This window comes from Pseudomonas sp. VE 267-6A, assembly GCF_024126555.1.
Lineage (GTDB): Bacteria > Pseudomonadota > Gammaproteobacteria > Pseudomonadales > Pseudomonadaceae > Aquipseudomonas > Aquipseudomonas palmensis.
This window is the reverse complement of the sequence record NZ_JAMYBY010000017.1, coordinates 116,889-133,920: the sequence shown is the minus strand read 5'-3', so window position 1 is coordinate 133,920 and position 17,032 is coordinate 116,889. Positions and strand designations below refer to the sequence as shown.

General features: G+C 64.6%; 19 protein-coding genes. 9 read left to right on the top strand and 10 right to left on the bottom strand.

All coding sequences use genetic code 11. From position 1 onward, the window contains the following. Window positions 1–65: 65 nt before the first annotated feature. The 3 genes from minE to minC all read right to left on the bottom strand — a co-directional run bounded on the left by minE (window position 66) and on the right by minC (window position 1,996). Entirely contained in the window at window positions 66–320 is a 255-nt protein-coding gene (minE, locus tag NJH59_RS19970) for a cell division topological specificity factor MinE (RefSeq protein ID WP_019693048.1), read from the bottom strand. Between the two features lie 3 nt (window positions 321–323). Beyond that, entirely contained in the window at window positions 324–1,136 is an 813-nt protein-coding gene (gene minD, locus NJH59_RS19965; protein ID WP_043862644.1) for a septum site-determining protein MinD, read from the bottom strand. Window positions 1,137–1,234: 98 nt separating this feature from the next. Beyond that, complete coding sequence (minC, locus tag NJH59_RS19960; RefSeq protein ID WP_043862645.1) at window positions 1,235–1,996, bottom strand: septum site-determining protein MinC; 762 nt, start codon at window positions 1,994–1,996, stop codon at window positions 1,235–1,237. 111 nt (window positions 1,997–2,107) lie between these two features. Between minC and NJH59_RS19955 the strand changes: the two genes are divergently transcribed. Both NJH59_RS19955 and NJH59_RS19950 read left to right on the top strand, forming a co-directional pair. Next, on the top strand, window positions 2,108–3,028 hold the full coding sequence (locus NJH59_RS19955; protein WP_043862646.1) for a lipid A biosynthesis lauroyl acyltransferase: 921 nt from the start codon (window positions 2,108–2,110) through the stop codon (window positions 3,026–3,028). A gap of 114 nt (window positions 3,029–3,142) precedes the next feature. Beyond that, complete coding sequence (locus NJH59_RS19950) at window positions 3,143–4,309, top strand: patatin-like phospholipase family protein (RefSeq protein ID WP_043862647.1); 1,167 nt, start codon at window positions 3,143–3,145, stop codon at window positions 4,307–4,309. Window positions 4,310–4,312: 3 nt separating this feature from the next. Here the strand turns inward: NJH59_RS19950 and NJH59_RS19945 are convergent, their stop codons facing one another. Together NJH59_RS19945 and NJH59_RS19940 are read right to left on the bottom strand one after the other, a co-directional pair. Then, window positions 4,313–5,098, bottom strand: coding sequence for a VacJ family lipoprotein (locus NJH59_RS19945; RefSeq protein WP_054915870.1), 786 nt, complete (start codon window positions 5,096–5,098; stop codon window positions 4,313–4,315). Next, the gene (locus tag NJH59_RS19940) at window positions 5,091–6,389 is read right to left on the bottom strand and encodes a serine/threonine protein kinase (protein ID WP_043862649.1); all 1,299 of its coding nucleotides are present in this window, start codon (window positions 6,387–6,389) and stop codon (window positions 5,091–5,093) included. Before NJH59_RS19940 ends, NJH59_RS19945 begins: the two co-directional genes overlap by 8 nt. A 240-nt stretch (window positions 6,390–6,629) precedes the next feature. Here NJH59_RS19940 and NJH59_RS19935 point away from each other — a divergent pair, with 240 nt between their 5' ends. Further along, on the top strand, window positions 6,630–6,992 hold the full coding sequence (locus tag NJH59_RS19935) for a hypothetical protein (protein WP_043862650.1): 363 nt from the start codon (window positions 6,630–6,632) through the stop codon (window positions 6,990–6,992). A gap of 91 nt (window positions 6,993–7,083) precedes the next feature. Here the strand turns inward: NJH59_RS19935 and NJH59_RS19930 are convergent, their stop codons facing one another. Further along, window positions 7,084–8,637, bottom strand: a complete 1,554-nt coding sequence (locus tag NJH59_RS19930) for a beta-1,6-glucan synthase (protein WP_043862651.1) — start codon at window positions 8,635–8,637, stop codon at window positions 7,084–7,086. Window positions 8,638–8,813: 176 nt separating this feature from the next. Between NJH59_RS19930 and NJH59_RS19925 the strand changes: the two genes are divergently transcribed. The 3 genes from NJH59_RS19925 to NJH59_RS19915 all read left to right on the top strand — a co-directional run bounded on the left by NJH59_RS19925 (window position 8,814) and on the right by NJH59_RS19915 (window position 11,820). Then, window positions 8,814–9,662 (top strand): glycine betaine ABC transporter substrate-binding protein, encoded by an 849-nt coding sequence (locus tag NJH59_RS19925; RefSeq protein WP_054915868.1) that lies wholly within the window; start codon window positions 8,814–8,816, stop codon window positions 9,660–9,662. A gap of 191 nt (window positions 9,663–9,853) precedes the next feature. Next, window positions 9,854–10,165: a DUF485 domain-containing protein gene (locus NJH59_RS19920; RefSeq protein ID WP_043862653.1), complete on the top strand. Its 312-nt coding sequence runs from the start codon at window positions 9,854–9,856 to the stop codon at window positions 10,163–10,165. Next, complete coding sequence (locus NJH59_RS19915) at window positions 10,162–11,820, top strand: cation acetate symporter (protein WP_043862654.1); 1,659 nt, start codon at window positions 10,162–10,164, stop codon at window positions 11,818–11,820. Before NJH59_RS19920 ends, NJH59_RS19915 begins: the two co-directional genes overlap by 4 nt. 68 nt (window positions 11,821–11,888) lie before the next feature. Here the strand turns inward: NJH59_RS19915 and NJH59_RS19910 are convergent, their stop codons facing one another. After that, window positions 11,889–12,041 (bottom strand): DUF3309 family protein, encoded by a 153-nt coding sequence (locus NJH59_RS19910; protein ID WP_010224169.1) that lies wholly within the window; start codon window positions 12,039–12,041, stop codon window positions 11,889–11,891. Between the two features lie 221 nt (window positions 12,042–12,262). On the opposite strand from NJH59_RS19910, the gene NJH59_RS19905 reads away from it, so the two are divergent. The 3 genes from NJH59_RS19905 to csrA all read left to right on the top strand — a co-directional run bounded on the left by NJH59_RS19905 (window position 12,263) and on the right by csrA (window position 13,773). Further along, window positions 12,263–13,078: an SDR family oxidoreductase gene (locus NJH59_RS19905; RefSeq protein WP_253087225.1), complete on the top strand. Its 816-nt coding sequence runs from the start codon at window positions 12,263–12,265 to the stop codon at window positions 13,076–13,078. 48 nt (window positions 13,079–13,126) lie between these two features. After that, window positions 13,127–13,459, top strand: coding sequence for a YnfA family protein (locus NJH59_RS19900; RefSeq protein WP_054915866.1), 333 nt, complete (start codon window positions 13,127–13,129; stop codon window positions 13,457–13,459). 125 nt (window positions 13,460–13,584) lie between these two features. Further along, a complete protein-coding gene (gene csrA, locus NJH59_RS19895) occupies window positions 13,585–13,773 on the top strand; it encodes a carbon storage regulator CsrA (RefSeq protein ID WP_043862657.1) in 189 nt (62 codons plus the stop codon). Here the strand turns inward: csrA and NJH59_RS19890 are convergent, their stop codons facing one another. The 3 genes from NJH59_RS19890 to ngg all read right to left on the bottom strand — a co-directional run bounded on the left by NJH59_RS19890 (window position 13,774) and on the right by ngg (window position 17,032). Continuing rightward, window positions 13,774–14,007: a YheU family protein gene (locus tag NJH59_RS19890; protein ID WP_043862658.1), complete on the bottom strand. Its 234-nt coding sequence runs from the start codon at window positions 14,005–14,007 to the stop codon at window positions 13,774–13,776. Between the two features lie 72 nt (window positions 14,008–14,079). Beyond that, complete coding sequence (locus NJH59_RS19885; RefSeq protein ID WP_043862659.1) at window positions 14,080–15,264, bottom strand: osmoprotectant NAGGN system M42 family peptidase; 1,185 nt, start codon at window positions 15,262–15,264, stop codon at window positions 14,080–14,082. Between the two features lie 22 nt (window positions 15,265–15,286). Next, a complete protein-coding gene (gene ngg, locus NJH59_RS19880; RefSeq protein WP_253087224.1) occupies window positions 15,287–17,032 on the bottom strand; it encodes an N-acetylglutaminylglutamine synthetase in 1,746 nt (581 codons plus the stop codon).

Here is a 17,032-nt window from a genome sequence, read left to right as displayed (position 1 = left end):
GCCGGGCCCGGGCTGTATGACCCCGGGCCCGGCCGCCGCCGTGGCAGGTTACCCCTGTGCGCCGATCAACGATCGGGCAGGGTGATATTGAGTTCCAGGATGGAGCAGCTGCCCTGGTTCTCCAGAGCGACGTGCACATCATCCGAGCCGATGTTGACGTACTTGCGGATCACCTCGACCAGTTCCTTCTGCAAGGCTGGCAGGTAGTCCGGAGTACTGCGCTGGCCGCGCTCGTGCGCCACGATGATCTGTAGACGCTCTTTCGCGACCGACGCGGTGCTTACTTTTTTGTTGGCACGAAAGAAGTCAAAAAGGTTCATTGGTCAGTTGCCTCCAAACAGGCGCTCGAAGAATCCCTTCTTCTGTACATCGAGGAACCGGTGTTCCACGGTTTTGCCCAGCAGGCGGTCGACGGTGTCGCTGTAGGCCTGGCCGGCATCGCTCTGGTCGTCGAGGATCACCGGCACACCCTGGTTGGATGCCTTGAGCACCGCCTGGGATTCGGGGATCACGCCCAGCAGCGCGACGGCGAGGATTTCCTTGACGTCCTCGACACCGAGCATTTCGCCCTTGCTCACGCGCTCTGGATGGTAGCGGGTGATCAGCAGGTGTTCCTTGATCGGGTCTTCGTTGCGTTCGGAACGGCGCGACTTGCTGGCCAGCAGGCCCAGCATGCGGTCCGAGTCACGTACCGAGGAGACTTCCGGGTTGGTCACCACGATGGCTTCGTCGGCGAAGTACATGGCCAGGTGGGCGCCTTTCTCGATACCGGCCGGCGAGTCGCAGACCACGTATTCGAATTGCTCCTTGAGCTCCATCAGGACCCGCTCCACGCCTTCGAGCGTGAGCGCATCCTTGTCACGGGTCTGGCTGGCGGCCAGCACGTACAGGTTCTCGAGGCGCTTGTCCTTGATCAGGGCCTGCTGCAGGTTGGCTTCGCCGTTGACCACGTTGACGAAGTCGTACACCACGCGGCGTTCGCAGCCCATGATCAGATCGAGGTTACGCAGGCCGACGTCGAAGTCGACGATGACCGTCTTGTGGCCGCGCAGTGCGAGGCCGGTACCGATAGCGGCGCTGGTGGTGGTCTTACCCACACCACCCTTGCCGGATGTAACCACTAGAATCTTGGCCAAGGTGTATCACCCCTAAAGAAAAAGGACGTTGAGGTCCCAGAAATATCCAAACCGGCAACATATGGAAAAGTTGCGCTGAAAATGGCGGCAAGTATCCGTTAAAGACGGGTGATGTTCAACACGTCACCGGACAGGCTGACCTGCACGTTGGCCCCCCACAACGGGTCGCGACGCAGGTCTTCGGCCACCTTGTACTGCCCGGCGATCGAGACCATTTCGGCGGTCAGCTGCTGGCAGAAAATACGTGCCCTGGTGTTGCCCTTGATACCGGCGAGGGCGCGACCGCGCATCGCGCCGTAAACATGGATGTTGCCATCGGCCAGAAGTTCCGCACCGGGGCTGACCGAAGCCAGTACCACCAGGTCTCCGCCCTGAGCATAGATCTGTTGGCCGCCACGCACCGGCGAGGTGATGATTTTTGTCGGTTTTACCGCAGGCTCCGGCGGCGGGGCCGGGGCCGGCTCGGGCTTGGGTGCCGGTGGCACCTCCACCGCAGGCTCCAGCGCACGTTCGCGGGCACCGGACGGCGGCAGCACCGGCAGGTCGATGGCAATGGCGGCGGCGATGTCCTCGATACGGCTGGCGCGAATGGCCAGGGTACGCAGGCCATGGTGGCGGCATACGCGCATCAGTCCGGGCAGGTCGACCGCGCCTTCGCCGGCCGGCAGCTTGTCCAGCGCCAGCACCAGCGGGGTGTTGCTGAAGAAGTTGGGGGCCTGGGCGACTTTGGCCGCCAGTTGCCGATCGAGGCCTTCGAGGTCGTTCTGCGCAAGCTCGAGCACCGTGATGGCGAGCATGCTGCCCTTGAGCTGGAACACGGGGGCTTGGTCTGGCGTCTGGGTTTGGCTCATGGTTGGCATAAGGCAGCTTGTTACGAAAAAGTGCTCAGACTTATAACGAGAACGCCGGTTAGCCGCAACCCGCAGCGAACCGTTGTAGAATGCCCGGCCATCGTCTTTGCGGAATGTTTAATGGATCGCCCGCGTTTTCGCCTTTATTTTCTTCATCCACGCTTCTGGCCGCTGTGGCTGGGCCTGGCCCTGCTGTGGCTGATCGTGCAGCTGCCCTACCGGGCTTTGCTGGTGCTGGGCCGCCTGCTGGGCGCGCTGATGTACCGTGTTGCCGGTGACCGTCGACGCATTGCTGCGCGCAACCTGGAACTGTGTTTCCCCGAATTACCGTCTGTCGAACGAACCCGTCTGCTCAAGGAAAACTTCGCCTCCACCGGCATCGCCTTCTTCGAAATGGCCATGAGCTGGTGGTGGCCAAAGGCCCGGTTGGCGCGCCTGGCGCACATCGAGGGGCTGGAGCACCTGCAGGCGGCGCAGCGTGACGGGCAGGGGGCCATCCTGATGGCCCTGCACTTCACCACGCTGGAGATCGGTGCGGCGCTGCTGGGCCAGGAACACACCATCGATGGCATGTACCGCGAGCACAAGAACCCGTTGTTCGACTTCGTGCAGCGCCGTGGGCGCGAGCGGCACAACCTCGACTCGCTGGCCGTGGAGCGCGAGGACGTGCGCGGCATGCTCAAGTTGCTGCGCTCGGGGCGCGCCATCTGGTATGCGCCCGACCAGGACTACGGCGCCAAGCAGAGCGTGTTCGTGCCGCTGTTCGGGATCGAGGCGGCTACCGTGACCGCCACCACCAAGTTCGCCCGCCTGGGGCGGGCGCGGGTGATCCCGTTCACCCAGCAGCGCCTGGCGGACGGCAGTGGCTACCGGCTGGTGATCCATGCGCCGCTGCAGGATTTTCCGGGGGAGAGCGAAGAGGCCGACTGCCTGCGCATCAACCAGTGGATCGAGTCGGTGCTGCGTGAATGCCCCGAGCAGTACCTGTGGGCACACCGACGCTTCAAGTCGCGCCCGCCGGGGGCGCCCAAGCTGTACTAGGACGAATCGCGGTGTGGCTTTCGCCGGCAATGCCGGCTCCTACATAGGTGTGCGGTACCGGTAGGAGCCGGCCTTGCCGGCGAAGGCGGCGACACAGAATTCAGGGAGTACCCCATGCCAGCACCCCAACCGGTCACCGGGCTGATCCTCTCGGGCGGTGGCGCCCGTGCCGCCTACCAGGTCGGCGTGCTCGCCGGCATCGCCGACCTGCTGCCCGCCGGCGCCGGCAACCCGTTCCCGGTGATCGTCGGCACCTCGGCCGGGGCCATCAATGCGGTGACCCTGGCCAGCGGTGCGATGCATTTTGCCGACGCCATCCGCCGCCTCACCGGCTTCTGGCAGGGCTTTCGCAGCCACCAGGTACTGCGCAGCGACTGGCCCGGGGTGATCCGCCAGGCCAGCCGCTTCGTCGGCCACAGCCTGCTGGGCCTGGGGGCCCAGGTACCGGTGGCGCTGCTCGACAGCTCGCCGCTGCGCAAACTGCTCAACCAGCACCTGGACCTGGACGGCATCGGCCATGCCATCGACCAGCAGCACCTGCGCGCGGTGGCGGTGACCGCGTTCGGCTACGAGTCGGGCCAGGCGGTGACCTTCTACCAGGGCAAGGGCGCCATCGACCCGTGGCTGCGCCATCGACGCATCGGCATGCCGACCCGCCTGAGCGTCGAGCACCTGCTGGCCAGTTCGGCCATCCCGTTGCTGTTTGCGCCAATCAGGCTGGGCCACGAATTCTATGGTGACGGTGCGGTGCGCCAGTCGGCGCCGATCAGCCCGGCGCTGCACCTGGGCGCCAACCGCGTGCTGGTGGTGGGGGTCAGCGGCAACCCCCAGGGGCCGACGCCGGGTGATCCACGCGAGCGGGTGTTCAGCGGCAAGCAGCCGAGCCTGGCGCAGATCGGCGGGCACCTGCTCAACAGCACGTTCATCGACAGCCTGGAAGACGACCTGGAGCTGTTGCAGCGGCTCAACCACCTGAGCCACCTGCTGCCCAGCGACGTGCAGCCCCGGCGCCTGGGCCTGGCCCCGGTGGAGGTGCTGGTGGTTGCGCCCAGCCAGCCGCTGGACGAGATTGCCGCCCGCCATCGGCGCGAACTGCCCGCCGCGCTGCGCATGTTCCTGCGCGGCCCGGGGGCGACCAAGACCAGCGGCGCCGGGGTGCTCAGCTACCTGTTGTTCGAAGCCGGCTATTGCAGCGAACTGATCGAACTGGGCCGGCGCGACGCGCTGACCAAGCAGGGCGAACTGTGCCGCTTTCTCGGCCTGCCGCTGCCCCGGCCCTGAACTCTACTCGGCGATCTGCAGGCGACGTGCCTCGGTGTACACGTAGCGCACCTTTTCATACTCGAACGGCGAGTTCAGCTGGCCGTAGCGAAAGCTGGTGGTATAGCGCTTGTCGATGGCGCGCAGTACCCAGACCTCCGGGTTGTCGCTGCTGACCTCGGCCATGTTGAGGAAGTTGATCCAGTTCTCGGCGCTGTAATCCACCACCAGCCCGCCGGTGTCGCGCAGGTTCGACGGGCCCAGGATCGGCAGCATCAGGTACGGGCCGTCCGGCACGCCATAGAAGCCCAGGGTCTGGCCGAAGTCTTCGCTCTGGTGCGGCAGCCCCATCTTGGTCGCCGGGTCCCACAGGCCGGCGACGCCCAGGGTGGTGTTGAAGAGCAGGCGCGCGGTGATCTCCATCGAGCGCTTGCCCTTGAACTGCAGCAGGCTGTTGAGCAGGTTGGGCACATCGCCCAGGTTGCTGAAGAAGTTGCTGACCCCGGTGCGCACGAAGCTTGGGGTGATGTAGCGGTAGCCATTGACCACCGGCAGGAACACCCACTGGTCGAAGCGGTAGTTGAAGTGGTACAGCCGGCGGTTCACCGACTCGAACGGGTCGTAGACGTTCAGCGCGGTCAGGGTCGAACGCTCGAACTCGCGCTGGTCCAGGCCGGGGTTGAACTTGAGTTCCTTGAGCGGATCGGTGAAGCCGTCGGCTTCGATCACGCTGGCTCGCGCCGGGATCTCATCGGCCTGTACCAGGCCTGCGGCGAGCAACGCCGTCACGATCAGAAGTTTTTTAACCACGGAAAAACTCCAGCATCGCGTCGCTGTTGACGCGGTAATTGATATTGCCGCAGTGCCCGCCATGCGGGTACAGGGTCAGGCGGTCGCCAAAGGTGCTGCGCAGAAAGCCGATGTCGCCGGGGCCCAGGATCACATCGTCGGCGTTGTGCATCACGGCGATTTTCGGGCTGTTTTGCAGGTAGTCCTTGAGGGCATACAGGCTCACCTGGTCGATCAGCTGCAGCAGGCTGCCGCCATCGGTGCGGGCGCGCCACATGGGGATGACCTGCTCGGTCAGGTAGCAGTCGAAGTCGCATTGCAGCGCACGCTTGAAGAACGGCGTGAGGCTGCTGCCTTCGGTGATCGGGTACTTGGGCGGGGTGATCAGGCCGCGGCGGTTGATCAGGTCGGAGGTAAAGGCGATATCGGCGGACGAGAAGCGGAACGAGGTGCCGATCAGCATCGCCATCTGCTCGTTGCTCAGGTGCTGGCGCGACTGCTGGAAGTCGTAGAGCAGCGCGTCGTTGAGGTCGATGTAGCCTTTTTGCTGGAAGTAGCGGGTGAGCTTGGTCAGCACCAGTTCATAGAAGGTGGTGCTGTTGTTCACGCCCTTGACCTCGGTCTGCACCAGCTTGTCGAGGTTGCTGATCGAGGTGTAGAGGTTGACCGGCGGGTTGAGCAGCAGCACGCGCTTGAAGTTGAAGCTGCGCCGGGTTTCGTCCAGGTGGCTGACGAAGGCTGCGTCGAGGGCACCGAGGCTGTAGCCGGTGAGGTAGTACTCGCTGACAGGCAGGCGCGGGTGCTGGGCGCGCACGCCCTGCATCACCCGGTACAGGTCTTCGGCGTCTTCGGCGCTCACGCCCGGGGTGGCGAAGCGCGAGGCGGCGCTGATGAAGTCGAAGCTGGTGGGCGATGAGAGCTGCACCACGTGGTAGCCGGCCTTGTAGTAGAGGCGCTTGAGGTACTCGTTGAGGCTGCTGGTGTAGGGCGCGCCGGTACCGGCGATCAGGAAGATCAGCGGCGCCTCGTGGTCCTGTCGGGCCAGGCGATAGCGCAGCTTCTTGACCGCCCAGAAGTTGTCCGGAAGAGTGAACTCGCGTTCGGGGCGCAGGTTGAGGCTGTAGTCGGACTGATCGATGTCATCGTCGGTCGGCAGTTCGGGGCGCAGGTCGGGCGGTGTGGAGGCGATCGTCGCCTCGAAGGGATTGGTCAGCGGGTAGCCATAGGTGGCCGCATCGACATCCACCGCAGACGCGGCCGCACTCATCAAGAGGCCACCCAGCAGGGCAGCAAGGCGCAGTGATCGAAGCATGACGGATCCCCAGGAAAGGCAAGGCAAAGTGTGTACTGCAGGCTAGGACACTCGTGCTATCGGCAAAGTTGCCTTGTGCCCCGGCATTTACCGTCCCCGATGTTGCCGTGCGGGCCAGTGCCAGGGCAACAGCGGGTTTTGTTTCTTTGCTGATAAAAGTAGCTCAGGCCGCCGCTTTTGCCTTGCACAGGCACGGTGGGGGATTATGCTGGGCGCCGTTTTCCTGTTTCCGGAGTTGTCATGTCCCGCCGTTTGCCGCTGATTGCCTTGCTTGTGTGCCTGTCGCTGTGGGCTGCGGCCTGCTATGGGGTGCGTTACGGCTTCATGGAGGATGTCAGGTGGGTCGGTGTGTGCAGCTCGCCCCAGGTGAGCTGGGAGTGCCAGTTGCGCGCCACGCTGGGCCTGATGATCCACTTGCGGGTGCTGGGCTGGGTCGCCCTGGGGTTGGCCGTGGTGGCGACGCTGGTGCCGCGTCGGGCCGGCTGGTGGCTGGCGGTGCTGTCACTGGTGTTCGGGCTGCCGGCACTGGCGCTGTACACCGTGAGCCTGGCGGCGTTCGCGCTGGTGCTGGCGGGGTTGCGGCTGGTGCGGCGCACGGCCTGAGGCTCACGCTGTATCGTTCGCCGGCAAGGCCGGCGCCTACCGGGTTCAACGTCTCCCTGCAGAGCCGGCCTTGCCGTCGAAGAGCCGACGCTCAGCCCTGCCTGATCCGCAGGCAGCGCCACAGCGCCGCGGTCATCAGCGCGCTCACCAGGGCCCACACCAGCGCCTGCTGGCTGCTCAAGCCCTCGATGAACAGCTGCGGCGCAATCCCGGCGCCGACGATGAAGGTCAGCAAGGCCACCTCGGCGCGTGCTACCCGCACCGGTCGCAGCAGGTACACCACCGCCGGCAGCACCAGCGCCGGGCTCGGGAAGCTGCGGTAGCGCGGGTCGAACACCAGCGCCAGCATGCTCACCGCCGCCGCGAAGCCGGCCGCCATCACCCACCAGCCGGCACGCGCCTGCAGCCAGGCGAACAGGCGCTCACGCCAGCCACTGCGCTGTGCCAGCGCCAGCGCGCCATGGGCCAGTACCACCAGGTTGAGCCCCGCCAGCAGCACGGCCCACAACCACTCGCCAACGAAGCGGCTGTTGACCCGTACCAGCTCGCCCCACAACCCCAGGCTGGCGGCCCCCAGTGCGGCCAGCAAGGGCAGCGCCAGGGCGCCACGCACGCCGCGCACCGGCCCGGCCAGGGCCAGGGTGGCGGCGAACAGCAGCACGCCGATGCCCAGCCACTGCGGCCAGAACGGCAGGTTGCTCACCGGGCCTTCGAGTATGCCCTTGTCCTGCCGGTCGGCATCGTACAGCCCCCAGTAACCGCCCACCGCGCCTTCGCTGGCGCGCTTCCACGGCTGGTCGAAGGCTTCGATCAGGTTGTAATGCCAGCCATTCTGCTCGGCCATGGCGACGAACCCGCGAATGAAGCGCGCTTCGTTGACCCGGCTGGGCAGGGCGGTTTCGCGCTGGCGCCCTTCGCTGGGCCAGCCGGTTTCGCCGATCATCACGTCCTTGGGCGCGAAGCGGTTGCCGAACACCTGGCGGATCTCGCCTACGTGGGCCAGCGCATCGTCGATGCCCTTGGGATCATCTTCCCAGTAGGGCAGCAGGTGAATGGTCACGAAGTCCACCTGCGGCGCGATCTGTGGGTGCTGCAGCCAGAACTCCCACACGTCGGCGTAGGTCACCGGTACCTGCACCTGGCTTTTCACCTGGTGGATCAGATCGGCCAGGTGATCGCCCGTCACTTCCTTGCGCAGCAGCACCTCGTTGCCCACGATCACGGCGCGGGTGATGTCCGGGTTGGCATTGGCGGTGGCGATCAGGGCCTTGATCTCCTTGGCCGTGACCAGCGGGTCGGCACTCACCCAGGCCCCGAACATCACCTTCAGGCCGTACTTGCGCGCCAGCTGCGGGATCGCTTCCAGGCCCGTCATCGAGTAGGTGCGGATGCATTCGAAGCGCTGTGCAAGCAGGGCGAGGTCAGCCTCCACGCGCTCCGGACGCAGGCTGAAGGGCTGGTCGAACGGCGACTGGTCCTTGTCGAAGGGCGTGTAGGAGACACATTGCAGCTTGTGCGTGGGGCTGGCGGCGTCCGGCAGCGATACCGGCTTGCCGAGCCCGTACCAGAGCCCGCCCAACGCGAACAGGCCAAGCAGGCAGGCAAACAGGTAGGGCAGCAGCGGGAAGCGGGCAGTCGAGGGCATGGCGCGGACCGGTCAGGAAACAAAGCCGCCAATACTACCTGCAAATGCCGGCCGGTAGCGGGCCTGGCTGGCGTTGTGATGTCGTTTCTCGATGTTTCGACGTCGCTGACAGAGCAGGTTGGCCGCCAGTGGCGGTTGATGATGCAGGTTCCGTGACGTGACGAGGGGATGCCTTGATGAAAATGCGACGACTCCTGGGGGCGGGCACTGCCCTGATACTGGCCATGGGCACCAGCCTGGCCATGGCCAAGGAAGTAAGCATCGGCTACGTCGATGGGTGGTCCGACAGCGTGGCAACCACCCATGTGGCGGCCGAGGTGATCAAGCAGAAGCTCGGTTATGACGTCAAGCTGATGCCGGTGGCCACCGGCATCATGTGGCAGGGGGTGGCCACCGGAAAGCTCGATGCGATGCTGTCGGCCTGGCTGCCGGTGACCCATGGCGAATACTGGGCCAAGAACAAGGACAACGTGGTCGACTACGGCCCCAACTTCAAGGACGCCAGGATTGGCCTGATCGTGCCCGAATACGTCAAGGCGCAGTCGATCGCCGACCTCGGAAGCGATGCCGGCTTCAAGAAGAAGATCGTCGGCATCGACGCCGGGTCCGGGGTGATGCTCAAGACCGACCAGGCCATCAAGGACTACGACCTTGCCGGCTACAAGCTGCAGGCCAGCTCCGGCGCTGCCATGACCTCTGAACTGGGGCGCGCCTACGCCAAGCAGCAGCCCATCGTGGTCACCGGCTGGGTGCCGCACTGGATGTTCGCCAAGTGGAAGCTGCGCTTTCTCGAAGACCCCAAAGGCGTGTACGGCGCCGCCGAGACGGTCAACAGCATCGGCAGCAAGGAACTCGATACGAAGGCGCCGGAAGTCGCAGCGTTCCTGAAGAAGTTCTCGTGGCAATCCAAGGACGAGATCGGCGAAGTCATGCTGGCCATTCAGGAAGGCGCAAAGCCGGACGCTGCGGCGAAGGAGTGGGTCGCCAAGCACCCCGAGCGGGTCGCCGAGTGGACCGCAAAATAATGGCCTAAGGCCTCTATCTGGCACCTTCCAGGGCCGCGCGGTGTTTTGCCACCGCGCGGCCCTTTGCATGGGCGGCTGTTACGTAGCCGGTAAAAGAGTTTTACATCTAAGACTAAGGTCGTCTGGAGTGCGTCCCAAGGCAGCATAAAGTGGCGTGGTACTACCCAATCTGTGCTGCGAGGACAAAAACAATGAACGACAGCATTTATCTCTCGATACAAAACAGCCCGCGGTTCAAGGAGCTGGTTTCAAAACGTGAACGCTTCGCCTGGATTCTCTCGGCGATCATGCTCGGCCTCTACGCCGCCTTTATCCTGTTGATTGCCTACGGCCCGCAGATTCTGGGTGCCAAGCTCAGCCCCGGCTCCTCGATTACCTGGGGTATCCCGCTGGGTGTGGGTCTGATCGTTTCGGCTTTCGTGCTGACCGGCATCTACGTACGTCGTGCCAACGGTGAGTTCGACGAGCTGAACAACGCGATCCTGAAGGAGGCTCAGCAATGATCCGGCGTCTACTGGCAACACTGGCCTTTGGCGCTTTCGCGCCTGCCGTCTGGGCCGCCGACGCCCTGACCGGCGAGGTGCACAAACAACCCCTGAACGTCTCGGCGATCCTGATGTTCGTCGCCTTCGTCGGTGCCACCCTGTGCATCACCTACTGGGCTTCCAAGCGCAACAAGTCGGCCTCTGACTACTACGCCGCAGGCGGGCGAATCACGGGCTTCCAGAACGGCCTGGCGATTGCCGGCGACTACATGTCGGCAGCCTCCTTCCTGGGTATTTCCGCACTGGTATACACCTCCGGCTACGACGGCCTGATCTACTCGATCGGCTTCCTGGTGGGCTGGCCGATCATTCTGTTCCTGATCGCCGAACGCCTGCGCAACCTGGGCAAGTACACCTTTGCCGACGTGGCCTCGTATCGCCTCGGGCAAAAGCAGATCCGCACCCTGTCGGCCTCCGGCTCGCTGGTGGTGGTGGCGTTCTACCTGATCGCGCAGATGGTCGGCGCCGGCAAGCTGATCCAGCTGCTGTTCGGCCTGGACTACCACGTGGCGGTCATCCTGGTGGGTATCCTGATGTGCATGTACGTGCTGTTCGGCGGCATGCTCGCAACCACCTGGGTACAGATCATCAAGGCGGTGCTGCTGCTGTCCGGTGCCAGCTTCATGGCGCTGATGGTGATGAAGCACGTCAACTTCGACTTCAATGCGCTGTTCTCCGAGGCGATCAAGGTTCACCCCAAGGGTGAGGCGATCATGAGCCCGGGCGGCCTGGTCAAAGACCCGATCTCCGCGTTCTCGCTGGGCCTGGCGCTGATGTTCGGTACCGCTGGCCTGCCGCACATCCTGATGCGCTTCTTCACCGTGAGCGACGCCAAGGAAGCGCGCAAGAGCGTGCTGTACGCAACCGGCTTCATCGGCTACTTCTACATCCTGACCTTCATCATCGGCTTCGGCGCGATCCTGCTGGTCAGCACCAACCCGGACTTCAAGGACGCAGCAGGCGCCTTGCTGGGCGGCAACAACATGGCTGCGGTGCACCTGGCCGACGCCGTGGGCGGCAGCATCTTCCTGGGCTTCATCTCGGCAGTGGCCTTCGCCACCATCCTGGCAGTGGTTGCCGGCCTGACCCTGGCCGGTGCCTCGGCGGTGTCCCATGACCTGTATGCCAGCGTATGGCGCAAGGGCAAGGTCAACGACAAGGACGAGATCCGCGTGTCGAAGATCACCACCGTCGCACTGGGTGTGCTGGCCATCGGCCTGGGTATCCTGTTCGAAAGCCAGAACATCGCGTTCATGGTCGGCCTGGCGTTCTCGATCGCGGCCAGCTGCAACTTCCCGGTACTGCTGCTTTCGATGTACTGGAAGAAGCTGACCACCCGTGGCGCCATGATCGGCGGCTGGATGGGGCTGGTAAGTGCGGTGGGCCTGATGGTGCTCGGTCCGACCATCTGGGTGCAGATCCTGGGTCACGAGAAAGCCATCTACCCGTATGAGTACCCGGCGCTGTTCTCGATGCTGATTGCCTTTGCCGGTATCTGGTTCTTCTCGGTTACCGACAAGTCCAAGGCAGCGGATGACGAGCGTGCGCTGTTCTTCCCGCAGTTTGTCCGGTCGCAAACCGGCCTGGGGGCAAGCGGTGCTGTTTCGCACTGAGTCCTGAGCAATAAAAAAACGGCCTTCGGGCCGTTTTTTTATGTGGGGGCCATTGCACCCCCGGGTTTCTATATCTTGCCGAGCAACAACAGGATCAACAGGATGATCAGCACGGTACCAATGATGCCGGACGGGCCGTAGCCCCAACTTCTGGAGTGCGGGAAAACGGGTAAGCCACCGATCAACAGCAAAATCAGGATGATGATAAGTATGGTGCCCATGGCAGAGTCCTTTTGTTGAGTACGGTAATCAGCGTGTGCAGTTGCGATCCATCTCTTCGGTCATGACGTTCATGTCCGCCTGTTAATTCGGACTCCCACAGGCAACTAAAAGTTTAGTTCGATATGTGTTTGCCCGCGCCATTCAGCATCCTGATACAGCGTGGGCGTCGCTGCACCCTTCGCTACACTGGCCTTCAACTTCAGGAACAAGGCATCCGGCTATGCAAAACCGCATGATGATCACTGGCGCCGGGTCCGGCCTTGGCCGCGAGATTGCCCTGCGCTGGGCCCGCGAGGGTTGGCAACTGGCCCTGAGCGACATCGGCGAGGCCGGCCTGCAGCAGACCCTCGCGCTGGTGCGCGAGGCGGGCGGCGAGGGCTTCGTCCAGCGTTGCGACGTGCGCGACTACAGCCAGCTCACCGCCCTGGCCCAGGCCTGCGAAGAAAAGCTCGGCGGCATCGATGTGATCGTCAACAACGCCGGGGTGGCGTCGGGCGGTTTTTTTGCCGAGCTGTCGCTGGAAGACTGGGACTGGCAGATCGCGATCAACCTGATGGGCGTGGTCAAGGGCTGCAAGGCGTTCCTGCCGCTGCTCGAACGCAGCAAGGGCCGCATCATCAACATCGCGTCCATGGCGGCGCTGATGCAGGGGCCGGCCATGAGCAACTACAACGTGGCCAAGGCCGGGGTGGTGGCGCTGTCCGAAAGCCTGCTGGTGGAGCTGCGCCAGCAGCAGGTGGCGGTGCACGTGGTGTGCCCGTCGTTCTTCCAGACCAACCTGCTGGATTCGTTCCGCGGCCCCACCCCGGCAATGAAGGCCCAGGTGGGCAAACTGCTGGAAAGCTCGCCGATCAGCGCCAGCGACATTGCCGGCTGTATCTACGAGGGGGTGGCGCGCGGTGACTTCATGATTCTGCCCCACGAGCAGGGGCGCCTGGCCTGGCAGCTCAAGCAGCGCGACCCGCAGGCGCTGTATGACGAAATGGCCGAGATGGCCGTGCGAATGCGTGCCAAGGGGCGTCAGACGCAGGCGTAGGCTGTTCGCTACGGTATGCTAGGCGCTTTTGCGCGGGTAGCAGCGGACGTGATGAATTATGTGTGGTTCTTTCTGGCGGCGGTGTTCGAGATCGCCGGCTGTTATGCCTTCTACATGTGGCTGCGGCTGGGCAAGAGCGGCTGGTGGATCGCCCCCGCGCTGCTCAGCCTGACCCTGTTCGGCCTGCTGCTGACCCGCGTCGAGGCGGCCTACGCCGGGCGCGCCTACGCCGCCTATGGCGGCATCTATATCGTCACTTCGCTGCTGTGGCTGGCGGTGGTGGAGCGTGCCCGGCCGATGGGCAGCGACTGGCTCGGTGCGCTGCTGTGCGTGATCGGCGCCACCATCATCGTGATCGGACCACGTCTGCAAAACAGCTGAGCGGGTAGGATCTTGTAGGCAAATTCCCGCAAAGTTGTGGGAATTGTCTATTTGCCTGTCAGAGCGTTGAACCGTTTCAGCACCCGGTTCAGTCTTCACTCTCCCCTGATGTGGAGGATTGGAGAATGCTGGTCATAGGGCGCGAAGTCGGCGAGGTCATCACCATCGATGACGACATCAAGATCAAGGTGCTGTCGGTAGACGGCAACACGGTGCGTTTCGGCATCTGCGCACCACGCGATGTGGAGGTGCACCGTGCAGAAATCTATCGGCGTATCGCCGAGCAACTGGGCAAGGGCGGCCTGGGCGCCTGATCACTGATCGTCGAGCAGCTCGCGGGGCACTTCATGCCTGGCGAGCAGTTGGCACTGCTGGCTGTCCAGGTCGAACAGGATCACCGCCTGCCCCTTGGCCAGCGCCTGGCGCACGCGCAATACACGGGTTTCCAGCGGGGTGTCGTCGCCATTGTCGGTACCGTCGCGGGTGACGAAGTCTTCGATCAGGCGGGTGAGGGTGTCGGCTTCGAGCTGGTCGTAGGGTATCAACATAAAAAAGCTACAGAATCAGGAAAGGTTTCGCACATGCTACGCGAAACCTTTCCTGCATGTGGCCTGCAGTGGCTAGCCTTTTTGGCCAACCAGGCTGTCCACCGCCGGTACGCGGGTATCACTTTCCATTTGTGCGTCGTGTTCCAGCTGGTGGCTGAAGCTTTCCAGCGAACTGCCGGTGGGCTTGGAATCGCTGGCGAACACCGGCGGGCTGAGCAGGTAGGCGCTGAGCAGGCGGCTGAGGGCAGCCAGGCTGTCGATATGGGTGCGCTCGTAGCCGTGGGTGGCGTCGCAGCCGAACGCCAGCAGCGCGGTACGGATGTCATGCCCGGCGGTGATCGCCGAATGCGCGTCGCTGAAGTAGTAGCGGAACAGGTCGCGGCGCACCGGCAGGTTGTGCTCGCGGCCCAGGCTCAGCAGGTGGCGCGACAGGTGGTAGTCGTAGGGGCCGGCGGAGTCCTGCATGGCCACGCTGACCGCGTGTTCGCTGGAGTGCTGGCCGGGGGCGACCGGGGCGATGTCGATGCCGACGAATTCGCTGACGTCCCACGGCAATGCGGCGGCGGCCCCCGAGCCGGTTTCTTCGGTGATGGTGAACAGCGGATGGCAGTCGATCTGTGGCTGGATGCCGCTTTCGACGATGGCCTTGAGCGAGGCCAGCAGCGCCGCGACGCCGGCCTTGTCGTCCAGGTGACGGGCGCTGATATGGCCGCTTTCGGTGAACTCGGGCAACGGATCGAAGGCCACGAAGTCACCGATGCCGATGCCCAGGGTTTCACAGTCGGCGCGGGTGGTGCAGTAGGCATCCAGGCGCAGCTCGACGTGCTCCCAGCTGACCGGCATCTGGTCGACCGCGGTATTGAAGGCGTGCCCGCTGGCCATCAGCGGCAGCACGCTGCCGCGAAACACGCCGGTGTCGGTGAACACGCTGACCCGGCTGCCCTCGGCGAAACGGCTCGACCAGCAGCCGACCGGGGCCAGGCCCAGACGGCCGTTGTCCTGCAAGGTGCGCACGCTGGCGCCGATGGTGTCCAGGTGCGCCGAAACGGCGCGGTCGGGCGAGCTCTTGCGGCCCTTGAGGGTGGCGCGGATGGTGCCGCGCCGGGTCAGCTCGAAGGGGATACCCAGTTCTTCCAGGCGCTCGGCCACGTAGCGCACGATGGTGTCGGTGAAGCCGGTGGGGCTGGGGATGGCGAGCATTTCCAGCAGGACCTTCTGCAGATAGGTCAGGTCCGGTTCGGGCAATTGATCAGGCATGCGGACTCCTCGTGGGGCGTTGTCACGGCACCGGCCGGCTGTGCGGGAACAGCAGGTCGACGAAGCGTTCGGCAGTGGGTTGGGGTTCGTGGTTGGCCAGACCGACCCGTTCATTGGCTTCGATGAACACGTAGTCGGGCTGGTCGGCGGCCTTGACCATCAGGTCCAGGCCGACCACCGGAATGTCCAGGGCGCGGGCGGCCCGCACGGCGGCATCCACCAGGGTCGGGTGCAGGCGTGCGGTGACGTCTTCCAGGCAGCCGCCGGTGTGCAGGTTGGCGGTACGCCGTACGGCCAGGCGCTGGCCGGCGGGCAGAATGGTGTCGTAGTCGACCCCGGCGGCGTGCAGGGTGCGCTGGGTCTCGGCGTCGAGCGGGATCTTGCTTTCGCCACCGGTGGCGGCCTGGCGCCTGCGGCTCTGGGCTTCGATCAGCGCACCGATGGCGTGCTGGCCGTCGCCGACGATCGAGGCCGGGTGACGAATCGCTGCGGCCACCACCTCGTAGCCGATGACCACGATGCGCAGGTCCAGCCCTTCATGAAAGCTTTCCAGCAGCACGCGGCTGTCGTATTGGCGCGCGTGCTCGATGGCGGTGTCCAGGTCTTGCAGGCAGGTCAGGTTGACCGCCACGCCGTTGCCCTGTTCGCCATCCAGCGGCTTGACCACCACCGCGCCGTGGTCTTCCAGAAAGGCCAGGTTGTCGGCGGCGTTGCCCGCCAGCTGTTGCGCCGGCAGGCTCAGGCCGGCGGCTTCGAGCACCTTGTGGGTCAGGCTCTTGTCCTGGCACAGGGTCATGCTCACGGCGGTGGTCAGGTCGCTGAGTGACTCGCGGCAGCGCACCCGGCGTCCGCCGTGGTTGAGGGTGAACAGCCCGGCGGTGGCATCGTCCACCTGCACATCGATGCCGCGCTTGTAGGCTTCCTCGACGATGATTCGCGCATAAGGGTTGAGCCCGGCCTCCGGCCCCGGCCCCAGGAAAAGCGGCTGGTTGATGCCGTTCTTGCGCTTGACCGCGAAGGTGGGCAGGGTGCGAAAGCCCAGCTTGGCGTACAGCCGCTTGGCCTGGCGATTGTCGTGCAGCACCGACAGGTCGAGGTGGCTCAGCCCGCGGCTCATGAAGTGTTCGATCAGGTGGCGTACCAGTACTTCGCCGACCCCGGGCCGGGTACAGTTGGGGTCCACGGCCAGGCACCACAGGCTGCTGCCGTGCTCCGGGTCGTCGAAGGCCTTTTGATGATTCAGCCCCATCACGCTGCCGATCACCGCACCGTTGTCCTCGTCTTCGGCCAGCCAGTACACCGGGCCGCCCTGGTGGCGCGGAGTGATCAGCGCCGGGTCGACCGGCAGCATGCCACGGGCCACGTACAGCTCGTTGATGGCTGCCCAGTCGCTGTCGCTCTGTGCGCGGCGGATACGAAAGCCGCGAAACACTCGCTGCGCCTGGCGGTAGTCGCTGAACCACAGGCGCAAGGTGTCGGAGGGGTCGAGAAACAGCTGTTGCGGCGCCTGGGCCAGTACCTGCTGGGGGGCGGCCACGTACAGCGCGATATCGCGCTCGCCGGGCTGCTCCTTGGCCAGGGCCGCCGCCAGGCTGGCCGGGTCGGGGTAGGTGTGGCCGATCAGCAGCCGGCCCCAACCACAATGCAACCAGCGCGGCTGGTCGTGCGGGTCGCTGCCGTCGCCGGCCAGTTGCGCCTGCAGGCGTTCATAGGACGGCACCTGGCCGCGCAGCAGGCGCTGGCCATAGGGTGAGGCATGGGCTTTCAT

Bases quoted from the DNA above. Each gene is read 5' to 3' on its own strand.
- minE (WP_019693048.1), bottom strand. From the start codon at position 320: ATGAACCTTTTTGACTTCTTTCGTGCCAACAAAAAAGTAAGCACCGCG.
- minC (WP_043862645.1), bottom strand. From the start codon at position 1,996: ATGCCAACCATGAGCCAAACCCAGACGCCAGACCAAGCCCCCGTGTTC.
- NJH59_RS19955 (WP_043862646.1), top strand. From the start codon at position 2,108: ATGGATCGCCCGCGTTTTCGCCTTTATTTTCTTCATCCACGCTTCTGG.
- NJH59_RS19950 (WP_043862647.1), top strand. From the start codon at position 3,143: ATGCCAGCACCCCAACCGGTCACCGGGCTGATCCTCTCGGGCGGTGGC.
- NJH59_RS19940 (WP_043862649.1), bottom strand. From the start codon at position 6,389: ATGCTTCGATCACTGCGCCTTGCTGCCCTGCTGGGTGGCCTCTTGATG.
- NJH59_RS19935 (WP_043862650.1), top strand. From the start codon at position 6,630: ATGTCCCGCCGTTTGCCGCTGATTGCCTTGCTTGTGTGCCTGTCGCTG.
- NJH59_RS19930 (WP_043862651.1), bottom strand. From the start codon at position 8,637: ATGCCCTCGACTGCCCGCTTCCCGCTGCTGCCCTACCTGTTTGCCTGC.
- NJH59_RS19925 (WP_054915868.1), top strand. From the start codon at position 8,814: ATGAAAATGCGACGACTCCTGGGGGCGGGCACTGCCCTGATACTGGCC.
- NJH59_RS19920 (WP_043862653.1), top strand. From the start codon at position 9,854: ATGAACGACAGCATTTATCTCTCGATACAAAACAGCCCGCGGTTCAAG.
- NJH59_RS19915 (WP_043862654.1), top strand. From the start codon at position 10,162: ATGATCCGGCGTCTACTGGCAACACTGGCCTTTGGCGCTTTCGCGCCT.
- NJH59_RS19910 (WP_010224169.1), bottom strand. From the start codon at position 12,041: ATGGGCACCATACTTATCATCATCCTGATTTTGCTGTTGATCGGTGGC.
- NJH59_RS19905 (WP_253087225.1), top strand. From the start codon at position 12,263: ATGCAAAACCGCATGATGATCACTGGCGCCGGGTCCGGCCTTGGCCGC.
- csrA (WP_043862657.1), top strand. From the start codon at position 13,585: ATGCTGGTCATAGGGCGCGAAGTCGGCGAGGTCATCACCATCGATGAC.
- NJH59_RS19890 (WP_043862658.1), bottom strand. From the start codon at position 14,007: ATGTTGATACCCTACGACCAGCTCGAAGCCGACACCCTCACCCGCCTG.
- NJH59_RS19885 (WP_043862659.1), bottom strand. From the start codon at position 15,264: ATGCCTGATCAATTGCCCGAACCGGACCTGACCTATCTGCAGAAGGTC.
- ngg (WP_253087224.1), bottom strand. From the start codon at position 17,032: ATGAAAGCCCATGCCTCACCCTATGGCCAGCGCCTGCTGCGCGGCCAG.